The 15566-nt window shown below is 40.2% G+C and carries 10 protein-coding genes; all 10 read right to left on the bottom strand.

Annotated elements, in window-relative coordinates; translation table 11 throughout:
• Positions 1-28 precede the first annotated feature (28 nt).
• The 10 genes from OCK74_RS14860 to OCK74_RS14815 all read right to left on the bottom strand — a co-directional run bounded on the left by OCK74_RS14860 (position 29) and on the right by OCK74_RS14815 (position 15552).
• Positions 29-2737 (bottom strand): phospholipase D-like domain-containing anti-phage protein, encoded by a 2709-nt coding sequence (locus OCK74_RS14860; RefSeq protein WP_279297840.1) that lies wholly within the window; start codon positions 2735-2737, stop codon positions 29-31.
• A 3-nt stretch (positions 2738-2740) separates the two neighbouring features.
• Positions 2741-5815, bottom strand: coding sequence for an anti-phage-associated DUF1156 domain-containing protein (locus OCK74_RS14855; protein WP_279297839.1), 3075 nt, complete (start codon positions 5813-5815; stop codon positions 2741-2743).
• A 26-nt stretch (positions 5816-5841) separates the two neighbouring features.
• Entirely contained in the window at positions 5842-6909 is a 1068-nt protein-coding gene (locus tag OCK74_RS14850; RefSeq protein WP_279297838.1) for a nucleotidyl transferase AbiEii/AbiGii toxin family protein, read from the bottom strand.
• Positions 6906-7667: a DUF6577 family protein gene (locus OCK74_RS14845; RefSeq protein WP_279297837.1), complete on the bottom strand. Its 762-nt coding sequence runs from the start codon at positions 7665-7667 to the stop codon at positions 6906-6908. The genes OCK74_RS14850 and OCK74_RS14845 overlap by 4 nt, the downstream gene beginning before the upstream one ends.
• Before the next feature lie 84 nt (positions 7668-7751).
• Positions 7752-8381 carry a DUF3780 domain-containing protein gene (locus OCK74_RS14840; protein WP_279297836.1) on the bottom strand — a complete coding sequence of 210 codons (630 nt, stop codon included), beginning with the start codon at positions 8379-8381 and terminating at the stop codon, positions 7752-7754.
• Positions 8371-11454: a DUF499 domain-containing protein gene (locus OCK74_RS14835; protein ID WP_279297835.1), complete on the bottom strand. Its 3084-nt coding sequence runs from the start codon at positions 11452-11454 to the stop codon at positions 8371-8373. The genes OCK74_RS14840 and OCK74_RS14835 overlap by 11 nt, the downstream gene beginning before the upstream one ends.
• Before the next feature lie 124 nt (positions 11455-11578).
• Positions 11579-13528, bottom strand: a complete 1950-nt coding sequence (locus OCK74_RS14830; RefSeq protein ID WP_279297834.1) for a tetratricopeptide repeat protein — start codon at positions 13526-13528, stop codon at positions 11579-11581.
• A gap of 114 nt (positions 13529-13642) precedes the next feature.
• Positions 13643-14230 (bottom strand): P-loop NTPase family protein, encoded by a 588-nt coding sequence (locus OCK74_RS14825; RefSeq protein WP_279297833.1) that lies wholly within the window; start codon positions 14228-14230, stop codon positions 13643-13645.
• 16 nt (positions 14231-14246) lie between these two features.
• A complete protein-coding gene (locus tag OCK74_RS14820; protein WP_279297832.1) occupies positions 14247-15152 on the bottom strand; it encodes a hypothetical protein in 906 nt (301 codons plus the stop codon).
• 136 nt (positions 15153-15288) lie between these two features.
• Entirely contained in the window at positions 15289-15552 is a 264-nt protein-coding gene (locus tag OCK74_RS14815; RefSeq protein ID WP_279297831.1) for a helix-turn-helix domain-containing protein, read from the bottom strand.
• Between the last annotated feature and the right edge of the window lie 14 nt (positions 15553-15566).

The raw sequence follows: 15566 nt of genomic DNA, 5'->3' as shown, positions 1-15566 counted from the left end.
TCAAAATTTAATCTGTGTTGAGCGTTAATTACCAAACTTCTTTTAGCACATTTTTTCTTTCTATTGCATTTAGGACTACACTGCAAGACTCCCAATTAATATTTTCGATCTTGTCGTATTTGATTTCAAAGGGATGCCGCTCTGGTACGTTATTGATTATTTGCTTTGCTTTTTCTCTATCACCTAAGGCTACTTCTACCCATACATCTTCTAATACATCTGGTATTTGCCCAAATAAGGATTCTATATTTTTTAACCGATCAGACAGGAGTTGATGCACTCTGTCTTCCACTGAGTCTCTATACCTCATATTGTATATGAATACAGTATCCCTGATCTGCCCTATCCTTTGAATACGGCCTTTGCGTTGCTCCAGTTTTGTTGGGTTCCAGGGTAAGTCAAGATTAATGAGGGTACCCAACCTTTGCAGGTTCAGACCTTCACTGGCTGAATCTGTACCAAGCACCAGGCGAAGTTCACCGCTTTTTACTTTGGCTTTTATATCATCTTTCAGCATGGGCTTGAATGTACCATTCAGCATTATGCCGCTTTTGGTACCACCAGCATAAATGGCAATTGGTTCTTCCGGCAAATCAACTGTAAGTTGATTCGCTACCCATCTTATGGTATCGTAGTATTGTGAAAAAACGATACAACCCATTTCCAACCACTTTTTACCAATCAAATATTGCCGTAGAAAACCATATTTAGGATCTTTTTCACCATGTTCTTCCAACTCATCTATAAATTGCTGCAATAACTGTTTTTCCTTAGCCGTTAAAGTTTTACTCTGACTGACAGCAGTAATATCGCTTTTCTTTTCTTCATTTTCTTCATCCTGATCATCATCTTCCTCTGAATCAATTTGTTCCCAGGAACTGAGCATCTTTTCTGCAGTAATTCTTCCAGCTTCTATAGAACTACCTAACCTTCTTAATAACATTGTTTTTAAAAAACCCGCACTTTGCAAACGTCGTGCTAAGAGGTTAGAAAATTCCTCTGCAGTGGTATACGCATCCCGTAAATAACCCGGTAAAGCAATAGCCTCATTATCTTTTTCTCCAAACAATTCAACAACTACTGGCTTAAGATATTTTTCATTTGTTGAAGGATCTGTTTCGTTCTCCAGGTATTGCCTTGTTCGCCTGATAATATGGCGAATGAAAGGATTATGCTTGTTGAAAAAATCAGTTGTATTGTTTTTAATTTTTCTCCTTATTGGCGGGGTTAGCTTTTCAATTTGATCTCCAGGAATAACAAATCGGTGTTCATTGATATCTAATCTTGTTCTTACCTGTTCAAAGAATATTTCATTTCCATCTTCCGGAGGGAAAGGATTACGCATCCAATCCCAGACTTCCAATTCGTCCTCTGGCACATTTTGTTTTTCCACAACAATTTCTAAAGTCCTCGTAGGATTAGCCCAACGGCTCCAGGCATTGCCATATACCTGTTCTGAACCAACTCCTAGCATATCCAGCATATCATACGCTTCAATTGGGTCAATTTGGACTGGTGTGGCTGTCGCTAGTAATAGGCTTCTTGTTTTTGTTGAAATGTCATAAATGAACTGCATGAGGTTATTCCTATTGCCTGCAGTTGTCCGCTGCCTATCAGTAAACCTTTTTCGCCTAGCCCTATGCGCCTCATCTACGACTACACATTCAAATTCCATGGATCTAAGCATAACTGCAGCTTCACCACCGGACGTGATTAATCCTTGAGAAAGAATACCAACTTTCCTTGGACAATTCTTTAAATTTTTTATACCATTTGCAGCATGTTCCACTCCATTTTCATCGACCCATTGCCTTCCGTTCCATACTGCGGATGGCATATCTAATAAGGACAACATTTCGTCCTGCCATTGCCAGATCAGTGTCTTGGGTGCAAGTATTAAAACAGGTTTGTTACCATACAAAGCCATCAACTGAGCAGCCATAGCTAGCTGAATGGTTTTCCCTAAGCCAACCTGGTCTGCCAATACAAAACGAGCTCCCCATTTTTTATGAACTTCGAATGCTTTTTGAACAAAATATTTTTGGTGCGCCCATAAACCAGCCTCCTTTCTATAAACTGGGCTTTCTACAAAAGTGTTTTCCGGTTGTGGGTTCTCTTTCCACTTGTCTACATTAATTTCATAGCGAGAAGCAATGCGGCCAATATCTGAAATAACAGCTTCCGACAATTTTTGTGCATCCTGGTGGCGCCATAGGTAATCAAATTCATTTTGAACCCATTCAATTGCGTCTTCGCAATCGTCTTCCCACACCAATTCATAGTTCATTTTCCAGGCAGCATAGGTTTCGTTGCTGCTGCCCATAAACGAAGTTTTTGTTCCATTTTCTTTTGTTATCACACCGGCCTTTCCATGGATCAAGCCATGCACATGTGAGGGTAAAACCCTTACTTCCAATTTGCCACTTACTAATAAATCAAAAAGCTTTTTGAATCTCGGGTATGCCAATTCTGGCAATTTTTCAGGCTCCTTTCCACACCATTCGCGGCGTATGGCCATTTCCGCAGCTTTTGCGGTAGCCACGTCACGTTCATCCAGATCCGAATTACATACAATACGCACTTTACCTGTAACGGAACTTACAGCTTCACCTGCTACTTCCAGCAAAGAAGAACTGAAATAACCAGCTATGCGGTCGTAAGACTTCGCATTTTGCAGCCGATTATTTAGAAATGAAACATCCAGTTTGTGCAGGCGGGAAGAAAATCTGTTCATCATACGCTATACATGATCATTTTCTAAAGAACCTGCTAATAGGTTTGCTGCTTTTGCATCATCCTGCCAATGCTCAATACGGCTACCCAAGTTTTGGATATAACGAGTAACGGTAATTAGCTTTTGCCTTCTCGACCAATATTCTTTTTGTAGTTCACCTTTAAGATAATTTCTTCCCTCTTTGGGATCTTCTTTTACATGAGTTTCATGAACGGCGAACAGGACTTTGCGCAACATTGAAGCGCCAAAACCTTCATCGGTAAGCCCTTTATTTTTAAATTCCAGTGCGCTGCGGAGCCTTGTTTCATTTGCTTTACCAGTGCTTAGCAAGTTTTTATATTCCTTAATACCAAAACCACGAGCGAACTCCTGGTATACTCCATTGCGATATTCACCATGGGTTTCAACCTCTAAACCTTTTAAATAAAATTTCTCTTCAGGGGTTAAGGTTATCCAAAGGTCCTTATCAAGGCCTTCTGGCACCAAGTAATTCGTAGCGATTTCAACGGCCTTATCAATCAATTTCTCAACTTCATTTTTCTCTCCTTTTTTGCGGGGCTTAGTCAATTCATACTGCACATCTATGGGATGGATTTTACGATAGCTCGTAAGTACACGCAAAGCGGCAGCGTAGGCAGCCAATTGGTAATCGCTGTCACTGAAATTAGGGTCTTCTTTATCGTCAAGAGCAATCATTTCCTTTAGCTGCTCAGTAACATGGTATTCTACTTCAGGATAAACATCATTAATAAAGGTTTCTTCTTCTGTGGTTTGTTTGCGTAAAACCATACATACAGTTCCTTTAACATAATTTCCAGTCTTAAAAGCACTATCTGTTTCTGTTGATATTGTCCATGCAGCACTAACCTGTAAACCACTAGCCCAAAGTATTAAAGCCAAATCAGCCCAAACCGCCGAGTTTTGATGGGTAAACATTACAATTTGAGCTCCATTATCAGGCATATTCTTAGCAAGATTTGTATAGGCATCAACCATGCCCTTTTTAAAATCCTCACCTTCACCTCTAATTGCTAAAGCTTTTTTACCATCGGCATACCATTCAGGAAAATATTTAGGTATAAACTTCTCATACCATGATAAAAAGAAATCCGCCAACTCGTGATAATTAACAGCATCAGCATATGGTGGATCTGTAATCCAAAAATCACAATTATCTGAAATAGCCCTTACATCTAAAGTATTTATAACATCATTTTTCTTTTCAATAAACCAACTTCTGTCAGGTGTTATAAACCAAGATGTATTCATGTAAGTAAATGCCCTTACAGCATAATTTTGAAGAGTATTTAAAGCTAGATTGCTGAAAGTATCAGTTGGGCGCTCATTTGCAATTGATGAATCCCAACGAGAAAGTTTTGATCCCCAATTTATCATTCTACCTATAGAAACTAAACATTTTCTTACAGAATCTTTTAACGGAAATGCATCAAGTAATTCAAAAAAGGTTCCATATAATAATAATTGTCTAGGTGTGAATAAGTGATGCCAATATGTCCAACCTCTTTCTCGTTGCAACCTAGTTGTTTCTGTACCAGGTTCTATTTTTATTGAAGGGATATATCCATTTTGCTGCCATTGCGCAAAACGATCTTTTAATAAATCAAGTACTATCTTTTCTCTTTTTAAATCATCTTTATTTGGCGCTATATAAATTTTTCTAGTTTTTTCTCTTATCGTACCTTCTTGTTTTAAACTAGATAAATCTTGAACTTTAATTAATTCTTCTTTTGATAGCTCAACCCAGATGCTCTTACCATTTTGCTGAATCTTTTTTTCATAGTAAGTTTCTACATATCTTATGCAGTATAATCTTTCCTGAAAGACATCTTCTGGCTTGGGCACTACATCGGCATTTTCCCATAAGCGCAGCCCAAAAACAGACTCTTTGTCTTTAGTTTTATCACCACGCAATACTTGCATTGAAGTGCGAATGTCTGAATCATCTGGATTAACCATATAATTGCCCTGAACAGTTCCGGAATCTCGAGCAAATTGCATTTCAGCGTCACTTACGCCACTATGAATTTCAATGTCATAACTATTTGAAGCTTCGTTACGAACCAATTTTGCAATGGTTTTTGACTTTTCGCCAATAACCCAGCTCGGAGCCAATGGTATCCTGTATCCTGTGATCGGGCAAACTGCTTCTACACAATACAAATAAGCATCAGCCCGCCAGCCCTGTTCATTGTGTTCAATACCCCAATCTGTAATTTGTTTATCAGCAGCTTTGTACACTTCTTCCTGAGCCGTCTGAACTTCGTGTACAACTTCCCCACCACCGCCAATAATGTTCAATGCCGCCCAGGAAAGCAAAGCGGCCACAGGATTCAAATCGCTACCAAATGCGTCGCAACCTATTCTAGCTGCTTCAAAAGGTATTGATCCACCACCACAAAAGGAATCGCCCACACGAGGCTTGTGGCCAAATTGTTTTTTACCTAACTGCTCAACTAATTCTTGTAAAGAAGTTGCAGTTGTTCCCAGATGGCTGTTAATGAAATTCCATTCGCTAATTGGTAAATTATCCACGTGTTCAGGGCGAATGCAATACTTTAAACGGTCGTCATAGCCTAATTGTTTGAAGAGTTTTCTCTGTATGGCTAAAATTTCATCTACTGAGAAGGACTTGTCCCAGGTTAATTTTATTTTTCCATCTGGCATAGATACCTGGTTAAAATAACGAGTTAGGCCAGCCTTTTTTGCCAATTGAAAATACTCTTCGACTGAAGGACTTTTTTCTTTGCGCAACCATAGGCCTTCATCATCCATAGTCAGAATCTTCAGAAAAATCTCACGGTCCTTTTTAGGATCGTTAGATGCTGGCATCAACAACCCTAAAATAACAGCCCGAACTAATATCAATGGCTTTCGCCCCCACCACTTTCCTAAGCCAGTAAGCGTTTGGCCATTATTGGCCATTCGTTCTTTATAGCTTTCTTTAGAAACTTTAGAAACAGGGAATTGAGATTCTATAAATGACTTAATGGGCTTGCTGCCATCATTAGCCGAGGTAATGGAAGGCATTGCAGTTAATTCAGCGTCCTGTTCGTTTATCATAATAAAATTGATTAATAAGAAATTATTTAGAAGTTCAATAATTGCGCAGCATGGTACCAGTAGAGCCAGGCAAGCGGATAACCGGCCTTTAGCGGTTTGTTCAATGCGCTGAACTTTTGATGTTCAATACGCATAGTTTTATATCTCTCCGCGCTTATTTCTTCCAGCCTTTCCGGTGTAATCCCTGTTTTAAAACAGGCTGCCAGGTAAGCCAACCTTGCCGCCGCCAGCACCGCCTTATCAAAGCTAAAAGAAGCTTTTCTACTGAGATAGCTGTTCAGTGCTGTCACCCCTGATTTGATTTCAGCATACAATGGCGCAGTTACTTTTCCACCCATGGCCATTACAAATGAAGTTTCGATTATATCATCGTACACATCATTTTCTGAAACGTTTGATCCATAATATTTTGCTACCATGACAGCAGTTGCAGAAAAGCTTTGACGCACAGTGTCAAAGCTTTTTACTTTATCATACAAGATATTCAGGTCAAACAACTGCTTCGCTATTTCGACCGCTTTGCCTTTACCCGCTGGTATTCCGATGGTTGCCGGAGCAAAGGCCGTCAGCTTATCACCGGTAATGGCATCGATAGAGGGTACAATAACTTCCGCATGAGGTTCTTCTGCATGCAATACCGAATGCCTGACCGGGAGCACAATCGTTTCGGGGTAAGTGCTTTCTACAAAAATGATGTCCAACAACACTGGTTCTTCCGGATACTGTGCATTTTTGGATTGTTTGTAAATGAATTTATAATGCTCTTTAGGGACACCAAAGCTGTCACCAGTTCTTCTATTTTCTTCCCACCGTATAAAAGGCGAATTTTTTACAACCTGGTTAAAAACATCATGCAGATTAGCTGGCTTTTGAGTCATCATAATATCTATATCCTTTGAAAAGCGGTTGAAGCCATCTAACAAGAGCACTAAAGAAGTACCTCCTTTAAAAATAAAATTCAGTCCATTCAATTGCAACTGCTCCAAAAGCGTTAAAGCATACACCATTTTTTCAGCTAAATCGTAGCTATTGGCGTTAAATTCTTTTACTTTATCATCCAGCCAGTCGATAGTATAGGATTGTGGTTGAATCATCTTTCAATTAGGTCTATTGTTGCGCTGTCTAAAACATGAAGTTCTTTTATGTACTGCCAAATTTCAGTACGCTTTCCCCGCCTTGCTGAATAACTTAATAAGGTGCTAAAGTTTATTGCAAACTTTTCACAAGATTCGCGGAATATATTTTCCATTTCTGCCGAAAATAATAGCTGCCAAAGCCTATCGCAGTAAAGGTCAACGAGGAGTTTTTCCAATTTAGGCGTTCGTATGCCCTGGTGCAGCTCTTTCGGAGATTCTGAAATCATTGACCGGACCAGGATTGTTTCTTCCTTATCCGCAATATAATTGGCCCATTCTTCATCTGAAGGGCTCAGAAATGTTTGATAAGGAAAAGATTCTTTAAGATTTCTGAATACGGCCTCTTCAGAACCACTTTCGACTTCTACAATAGTTATACTCTTTAACAACTGAAGCGTAAGCAACTGATTCAGCCATTGAGTTGACCATAATTGATAGTTGAGATAAGGGAAGTTTTTCCTGATTTTTGAGTTTACCTTTTTAACGGTTGCGGTTATTTCCGGTTTAAAGATCCTTTTGTTGTTCAATCTATACCATCCTCTGCCAATATTTACAATGACACCTTTTGCCTTTAGCCTGTTTACCCTTACTTTCAAATTTTCTTCTGTAAGCACCTCTCCTTTCTGCTCATAAAAATGTCCGACCAGGTCCCTGCGAAACGGTTCATCCTGAGGCAGAAAAGCAATCAGCTCCTGAAATTTTAAGAATGTCTGCATTTTTGTTATTATCGGCAAAGATGGAGATTAGTGCCGAAAGTTACACTTGTTATTTTCTACAATTATATAAAATATTGCCGAAAGTTACCGTTTAGTCTTTTTCAAAGGCTTATTATATTTTTCCTCTTCCACCTCTTTCAACTCAAATAAGGAAGAACCGTCCAGATTGTCTAACATCGTCACTCTAGGTGTATTGCTCACCGGATTTTCTGTAAGTGCATATCGAATGGCTTTTCTCCAGCCAATGTTCCTGCCATATATGGCATGGCCGGTAGCAGCATTGGTCATGGTATAAAGCCACCAACGCTCTTCAGGCTTCAATCCCAGCCAGTTTTGAAGTGCTGTAGGAATCAGCGCAGCTTCGGCTTCTTCGATAGCCCAGCATAACAAAACGAGTTCTTTACCAAATAACCGGTTCAGGTAATTGCGGTTGTTTGCCCATTTACCAATAGGTGAATCTAACTCATTCAGCCTACGGTTAAATTCAGCTTTTACTTCGTCAGCTATCAGGTCCCACTTTTTACGGTGCAGGATCACTTTTATTTGCGTGTTCTGCCGGCCAATTTTATAACTCAACTCTGCCAGAGAAGCATCAGGATCATAGTTGAACTGTTCCGCCACTACCACATCTTTGGATAAAATATTTATAAGAAAGTGATGTTCACTTTCCTCTGGTATAAATCCAAAGCCCGTTATTTTTTTCTTACTGCTCAACTTCGTTATGTTTTAATTCCGTTTTTATTTCATGCAAATAATCTTCAAATTTCTGACCAGAGGGAAACTGCATAGCCGCAACTTCTGCACATACCTGCCCTTCGCCAAAAATGTTTTCTCTTATTTTGCCTACTACCTCTTCCAATTGAAGTGGATTGACCAGTAATTCATCATTCATACTCAATTCCACCCAACTTGCACCTTGAACAGAAACTAAAGAAAGATACAATTGAGCGTCATGTTTTTTTGCTTTTTCAAAAAAATCATACGTCTCTTGAGTTGATTGAAATGCCTGTTTTCTTTTCCACTTTAATGGCTTGTTTTTGTCGATAACCGGACCAGCATCATCACCCTTAGGAATATCAATTTTGATTTGACCGGAAGAGACATCGTCGCTCTGTGCAACAGCTAACACAAAGCTTGCCCCATGAGGAACAGGGAAAGGCGCATCATAACTTGCACCACCATTAACAGGATTGGAGCCATCAGTTGTATATTTTATAGAAGCAGCAGCAGGAGCTTCCTTCAATTCCAACATTTTTTGCCCCCCCTGATCAAAGACCCTGTATTTAAGTGAAATTTCATTTTTCCATAATAAAGGTGTGCCAGTTTGGTGTTTACCTGTGCTGTCTACACATAAAAAGGAAACAGCTAAATCCTTTGACTTAAACTCTTTATAATCTTTAATTTTTGCAGAAGCTGTAGTGGCAGTGCCCCCTACTTCATAGTAAACTGTATCCCCATTAACAGGCGTAATCTTTAGAGTAGTCTCACCAGTGTCTTCATCTCGTGCAATCTTTTGAATTCTAACTTCTGTGACAGGAAGCGGGAAAGGTCCTTTTTCAACCCAATTACTGCCATCGGATTTCCACTGGCCTTTGAAGATCATATCATCTTTCAGCTGGTCTAACGCATCTTGCTTATGCCATTGCCATTTTGTATTCATGGCTGCATTTTTCTTTATTTCATTCCATGGCATTTGCTTCTGAACGAAAATCTTTACTTCACATTGCTGGCGGAACAAATCGCTTGTAACGTCGGTAGTAAATTTCTGTGATTTACCTAAAGTGATCCGGATTTGTTCTTCACCGTCGTAATTACTATCTGTAAACTGCCCTGACAAAGTATCGCTCTTTAAACCCAAAGAATGTGGATACCAAAGCTTCACAAATGTTTGCTGTAATGCACTACGTAAATTAAATTGAATACTTTCCTGCAAACTTTCAGCATGTATATATTCGGAGGAATTTTTCTGGACATCCTGACGACTGGCCAAGTCTGCTAATATCTGGTTAATAGCCTTCCATTGCGCAGCATTTTCGTTGACTGATGCTAATGATTTATTATCACCGGATAAAAACATTATCCGATTTTTATATAACTGGTCTTTATAAAATTCCTCCAGCTGAGGATTTAAGCCGGCGGTAAAATGGGGCGTATAAATGACTAAAGCAACCTTATCCGGAGAAAGGACTACCTCATCTAAAGATGGTAGAACGTAAACCGTTTGGTAACAATCTTTTCTTTTAGGTTCAAACAACTCCTTTAGATAGTTGATCAAATCCTTCTTTACAGTTTCCGGATTGTAATTGCCGGAATATTCGTTTAGCTGGGCTACTACATTTTTTACATCTTTGAATAATAAATTACCAGCCCGATCCGTGTGCAGATACCAAGCTTCCGTTGTGAGGGGAATCAATACGTCGGTTTTTATACTGGATGGAACCCGGCCGGGCAATATGATGTTCTTAATAATATCATTTTCACTTAGACCTTTCAATCCTCCTGATATGCTGGAAAGCGAAGAGAGCAGTATTAATTTGGCTGTATCAGTTGACAATGAATTTCCAAACTTGGCATCAATTTTTTCGGCAGTTGCTGAACCATGATTTGCAATATCCTTTCCGATTGCATTAACCAACTCTCTGTTTACATTTTGTACTTCGGTTAAGGTATCAGAATCATTTAGATCAAAGTCAAAGGGATGAATAAGATAAGAGGCATCCGCCCAGCCATCTTTTTCATTAAACATTCTTGACAGGAAAGTTCTCATTAACCGGATCATGCCCCTGGTTTGTTGAAAACCCGGATTTTCTTTGAACCGGGCAAACAAATCTTTAATACCCGGGTGAAAAGGATAAGAATTTTCAATACTTGCAGCAAAGGACTCAGGACTATCGCTGGTCATGCCCACTAGTTTTGCTTCTTTTAGAGCTTCACCATAGGCAACAGCTATTTCTTTGATATCAGAAGGGGCAGCTTCATTTTCGAATAACCGTTTACGAAGAATTTGATAGATCTCGTCAGAATTCGGCTGAACAGGGGTAAAATCGCGTGCAGAACGTTTTGTTTGCGCATCCACGTTTCGCAAAACTTCATGTATCATGGTCATACCATCCTGCCAGTTTGCAGTTAGGTCGGACATAATCAAGCAAACGTTTTTCAATTCTTCTTTACCAATTGCAACCATCAAGTTGGTTAATGCTAAAGCCGTTTGAGTTGCTAAATCAGAATTACCAATTTGTTTCGCTTTGGCGCCTTCAAGGTAAAGCGGCAATTCATCTATCAGGATCAGTAAAGGTTCGCCTTTTAATAATTCAATCCAAGCTGTTTGACCTGGAGCAGATAAAGGCTCATAATAGTTTTTAAAAGCATCTTTCTTTTCCAGCTTTTCCGCGATAAAGCCCCATAAACCATATTGAGGCGTTTCATAGCCAGAAAAAGCCACTACCCTAACTTTTTTATCAAAGGCAGTTTTATAATACTTGCCCATTAAATGGTTGCGCAAATCCGGATGCTGAGCCAATAACCCCAACGCGATCATGTTGTGGGTCTTACCTCCACCCATAGTCTGTTTTAACCGGAAAATGCCATCATCGGATCTACCTTCAAAACGCTGTATTACACCCTGGTAAAGCGCTTTCATGCCGTCAGTAACAAAGTTTTCCTTGAAGAACTCGTTGGCATTAATTCTCCCTTCAGACATTAAATCTGTCAGGTCTAGTACAGTGTCTCTTTTGGACTTATCGAAAATTGAAGGACGTGGTGTTAGCAGTTGTTTTAGTGGCTTCATGAGTCTGGATAAATTTTATTAAAAAACTTTATCGTGATTTAAGTTTTTGGCGTTCGCAAATTAAGAAAAGAAAAGTACCATTATGTATGAAATTAATACATAATTCATGAAAGGAAAAATTCTATCATGAATAAGAGTTAAGTGCAATATTATATTCATTTTTAAAATCCAATCCTGTATCCAGGTCTGGATTGATCTGCTGGAAGGATACGTACATCCAAGCCAGCATTTGAAGATTGGAGAAGCTTTTGCCAGGAACTGAGGCTAAACTGGTGCGGGCGTCTTTGTCGCTAGGGTTTATGCCGAGGGCCCCTAAACCGGCTATTTCAAAAGCTACTTTTTGGATCGCTTCTTTTGGCTTGTCTTTGAAATATTGCAAGGCACCGATCATATACTGGATAATGGCAATTTTACCAATGGGATCTTGCATAGTGGTAAAAGTAGGCCCATCCTCTTCCCTATCCTGGTTGTAAGGGTCGGCAGCAATTTTATCCAACAGACTGTCAATATCTGTTTTTTCAATTGCTTTTTCTTCCGGAATTAATTCTGCATATTTTGTTAGCTGAAGATCCTGCTGCCAGTGGCGAATGATTTCGTATTCTTCGCCTGGCTCACGGTCATCTTTATATGTTAGCCATTCATCATAAAGGGTTTGGGCCTGCTGCAATTCGCTTTTAGGCGCTTTGAATGCATCCAAGACATCAAAACCAAAGAGAGATTTGAATTGAATGGCATTCACCAGGTTTAAAACACGACTGGCTGTAAGAATGAGTTTGGGCGTTAACTCCAGGATCTGTTTGGAAGTACAGCCTTTTATACCTTCTTCGATTAGTTGCTGAATGGAAAGAAACTGAACCGGGCGCAATTGCGGGTATTTGTCAAATAGAAGTTGTTCAATGAAAAGGTCAATGGGCGTATTGAACATCTGAGAGTTAATACCCGAAAAAAGGGAATTGAAAAAGTTATGGGTGTTTTCTTCGCTTATTCCCTGCTTTCTCAACTTCTCGGCTTCTTTGCGGAAGTCTTTAATAAACTGCTGACGGGAATCCTCGTGCGAAATAAACAATTCGTTTACACCGGCCGCCCGGGCTTCTTCAATGAATTGCAGATGCACCAACTCGTGCATAATTAGGTGAGGTGTGTAAGGGGTTTTTGCCCTGTATTTAACTATGTGGTGAGGCCTGTTGTATTTCTCTGCAAGTTCCAGTTTGGCAGGAGTGGCAATGGTGCTGTCCTGCTGCAGCAGTACCGGCTTATCGGAAATAGTTCTAATCTCAGAAATGTAATTATTGATAATGTCTTCATAATTCCTTTCCAAGGAGGCCTTGGCAGCATTGATGGCCAAGTTGGTAGCAGGTGGAACAACAGGATCTGTGGTTGCCACTCTCTTTAGAGCTTTTGTGGCCAGGGAGAATGTGGTATCCGGATCATTGGCCCTTTCTGCAAGCATGGCTAGAGCCAGGATGGCATTTGGATAATCGGGATTGATGCTATTGACCTTAAGGAAAAGAGCTTTAGCATCTTCAATTTTACCTTCCTGCATCAGGATTGACCCGAGGTTAGTAAGGGTAAAGTGATTATCGGGCTGAACTTCCAGGGCTTTTTGGAAATATGCCTTGGCCACCTGCCGGTCGTTTTGATGACGGGTAAAGATGTTGCCCATCATGACAAGAGCTTCCACATTGTTAGGGCCCCAGCGGAGTGCTTCAATAAGTGTATTGATGGCATCATCGATCCTTCCTTCGGATTCGTAAACCTGGCCTAAGATGCGGTGCAGGTTGGAATTTGTTGGGTTGGCGTAAATAAGTTTTTTCAGCAAAGGTTTTGCCTGGGCAAAGCGGCCCTGCTCGCATAGGACAATGGCTTTGTCATAATCTTTTTCCTGAGCTGCTATTGCTTCTGTGTCGATGGTGATGGTAATCAAGTCGCCTACGATGGTCACATTTGGTTTGATGGATTTATAGGAGTAATAGGATTCCAACTCCTGTTTAAGTTGGGTATGGTCATGAGTACCCTTTAGCGAAGGGAATAGGTTGAAAAGGAAATCATCAATTTTATGAACAATGGTGACCATTAGTTTTGTTGTTGTGGTGATGGGGTGCGCAATTTATTGATAAAAGGCAAGACAAACCACAACATGGATCAAGGAAACGGAAAGAAAGCTGGAAAATCCTGGCGAATGACACATTCAGGTCCTTTTATCTAAGGAATTGATATTGAATGAAATCAGGTTGAACATTTCGCGGCAGCGGCTCCGGACCCGGTTGCCATAGAGGCTTTCAATTTCCTGACTGTTTAGGTTGGTAGTGATGTGGGAGAGCATTTTGAAGCGGATGAATAGGTCGTAGCGGGATAGCAGTATTTCGGCCATGACATTGCAGACACTGCCATAGTGTTGTACGGAAGGCTCGAGCCCCAGGTCGTCGAAGCAATAGGTGACAGTGGTTTCGCTGTACTGATTGAAGGATTTGCGGGTATAGCGCTGGATGGCTTCGAAGCCTTCGATACCGAATTCAAAGGCAATTTCTCGGCAGGCTCTGACCATGTGACGACGTAGAACAGGGAGCACCTGGTTCATAAGCGTTATTAGAGTCGTTTTACCGCAGCCTACTGGTCCGGCGAGGATTATCCCTTTGCTGAGGTCGATCTTGTATTTTTGGGCTAAAGGAACATCTTGCAGGAAATATATGAGTAACTGCAGGATAATGCCAGCATCTTCTTCATAGAGCCGGAACCTGGGACCAAAGATTTCTTTTCCTTTCTTTTCGACGAGCATCCAATAGGCTGTGTAGTCATAGTGGCTCTGAATAGTTTTTATTTCGTGAGGTATGGAGGTATTGGGTTGGATCATTGTTTTGTTTTTGCGTTTTGGTATTAAGCATCCATTTGTGAGCAATGGATTTCCAATCTGTGACCGGAAGTGTTTCACTGATCATCCAGGCCTTGCCCTGGTTGTAGTAGAAAAATTTCTGGGCTTCCGAAAGGGGGTAGTTGTGCTGGCGGAAAAATGTTTCTACTTCCGGAAGTGTGGGACCAGCCCTCTCCTGCCTTTTCTTCTGCGTAGGTGGCTTTAGTGTAAGTTTCGGATTTTCGGCGCGGGGTGCTTTGTTTTCTTTTTGCTTCTGCTGTTTGGGTGTAACTGAAGAAGTATTGGATTTCTTTTTTTCCACATTATTTTTTTTATTTTTTTTTGTGGGTGTGTTACACACACTGTTTAACTGTTTAAAGTTTATATGTTTATAAAGGAGTACCACTTTTGATACTTGTCTAGTATCATTTTTGATACTTGCTGAGCCCAAAAGTGGTACTTGTCTAGTATCATTTTCGGTACTTGTAGAAGATGCTTTACAAGTACCACTTTTGGGACTAAACATATCCAATTGTTGATAACTATTTTTCTCTATTTCCCTGTCAAACCTTATCATGCTAACTGCCACCGGTAAGTATTTAGCAGGGGCTGGATAAAACAGGATAAAACCTGCGTCGTTTAATTCCCGTATGCATTTATGATAGGTGTTCTTGGATCCAATTTTACTGAGTTGCATGAGATCCTCCCTGTACACTGGAAATGGATTGCCAAAACGATTTATATTCCAGTAGTGGAATAGCGCCATATAAAGACTTACATGAAGTGGAGAAAGCGATGGATCTGCTTTGACTCGTTCAAGGAAATTGTTTAGATGCAGAATGTAGTTCACAATGTTAGTTTTTGGTTAGTGTTACTTTCTTTGTCTTGAAACAAAGAAAGTAACCAAAGATGGTTCAAGACTGCCACAATCGCTCCGCGTGTGTAGTCTTGCAGGCGCACAAGGGAACAGGCTTAGTGTATTCATATTACATTTTGGATTTGGTGAGTAGGGATTGTATGTAGTCGTAATCGTAATAGATGATCCCTCCTATTTTGGTATATTGAAGAGTACCGTTGACGCGAAGCGTTTGCAGGGTACCTGGAGATACCTTGAGTAACCTGCGCACTTCATCAGACTTTAGCCACTTTTTCTGTGTTGCCTGCTCTTTGTTAAACATCTGCTTCAGTTCACTGATTAAATCCTCTTTAAATAACATCAAATCGTGCCGGGTTAAAATTTCTACTGCCATAAAATTTGTTTTGT

It is taken from the genome of Paraflavisolibacter caeni, from assembly GCF_025628885.1.
Classification (GTDB): domain Bacteria; phylum Bacteroidota; class Bacteroidia; order Chitinophagales; family Chitinophagaceae; genus Flavisolibacter; species Flavisolibacter caeni.
Note: the sequence above shows the minus strand (reverse complement) of the source record. Positions and strands in the feature narration are given on the sequence as shown.

Excerpts from the sequence above, each read along its gene's own strand:
- OCK74_RS14860 (WP_279297840.1), bottom strand. The coding sequence starts at position 2,737 with ATGATGAACAGATTTTCTTCCCGCCTGCACAAACTGGATGTTTCATTT.
- OCK74_RS14855 (WP_279297839.1), bottom strand. The coding sequence starts at position 5,815 with ATGATAAACGAACAGGACGCTGAATTAACTGCAATGCCTTCCATTACC.
- OCK74_RS14850 (WP_279297838.1), bottom strand. The coding sequence starts at position 6,909 with ATGATTCAACCACAATCCTATACTATCGACTGGCTGGATGATAAAGTA.
- OCK74_RS14845 (WP_279297837.1), bottom strand. The coding sequence starts at position 7,667 with ATGCAGACATTCTTAAAATTTCAGGAGCTGATTGCTTTTCTGCCTCAG.
- OCK74_RS14835 (WP_279297835.1), bottom strand. The coding sequence starts at position 11,454 with ATGAAGCCACTAAAACAACTGCTAACACCACGTCCTTCAATTTTCGAT.
- OCK74_RS14830 (WP_279297834.1), bottom strand. The coding sequence starts at position 13,528 with ATGGTCACCATTGTTCATAAAATTGATGATTTCCTTTTCAACCTATTC.
- OCK74_RS14825 (WP_279297833.1), bottom strand. The coding sequence starts at position 14,230 with ATGCTCGTCGAAAAGAAAGGAAAAGAAATCTTTGGTCCCAGGTTCCGG.
- OCK74_RS14815 (WP_279297831.1), bottom strand. The coding sequence starts at position 15,552 with ATGGCAGTAGAAATTTTAACCCGGCACGATTTGATGTTATTTAAAGAG.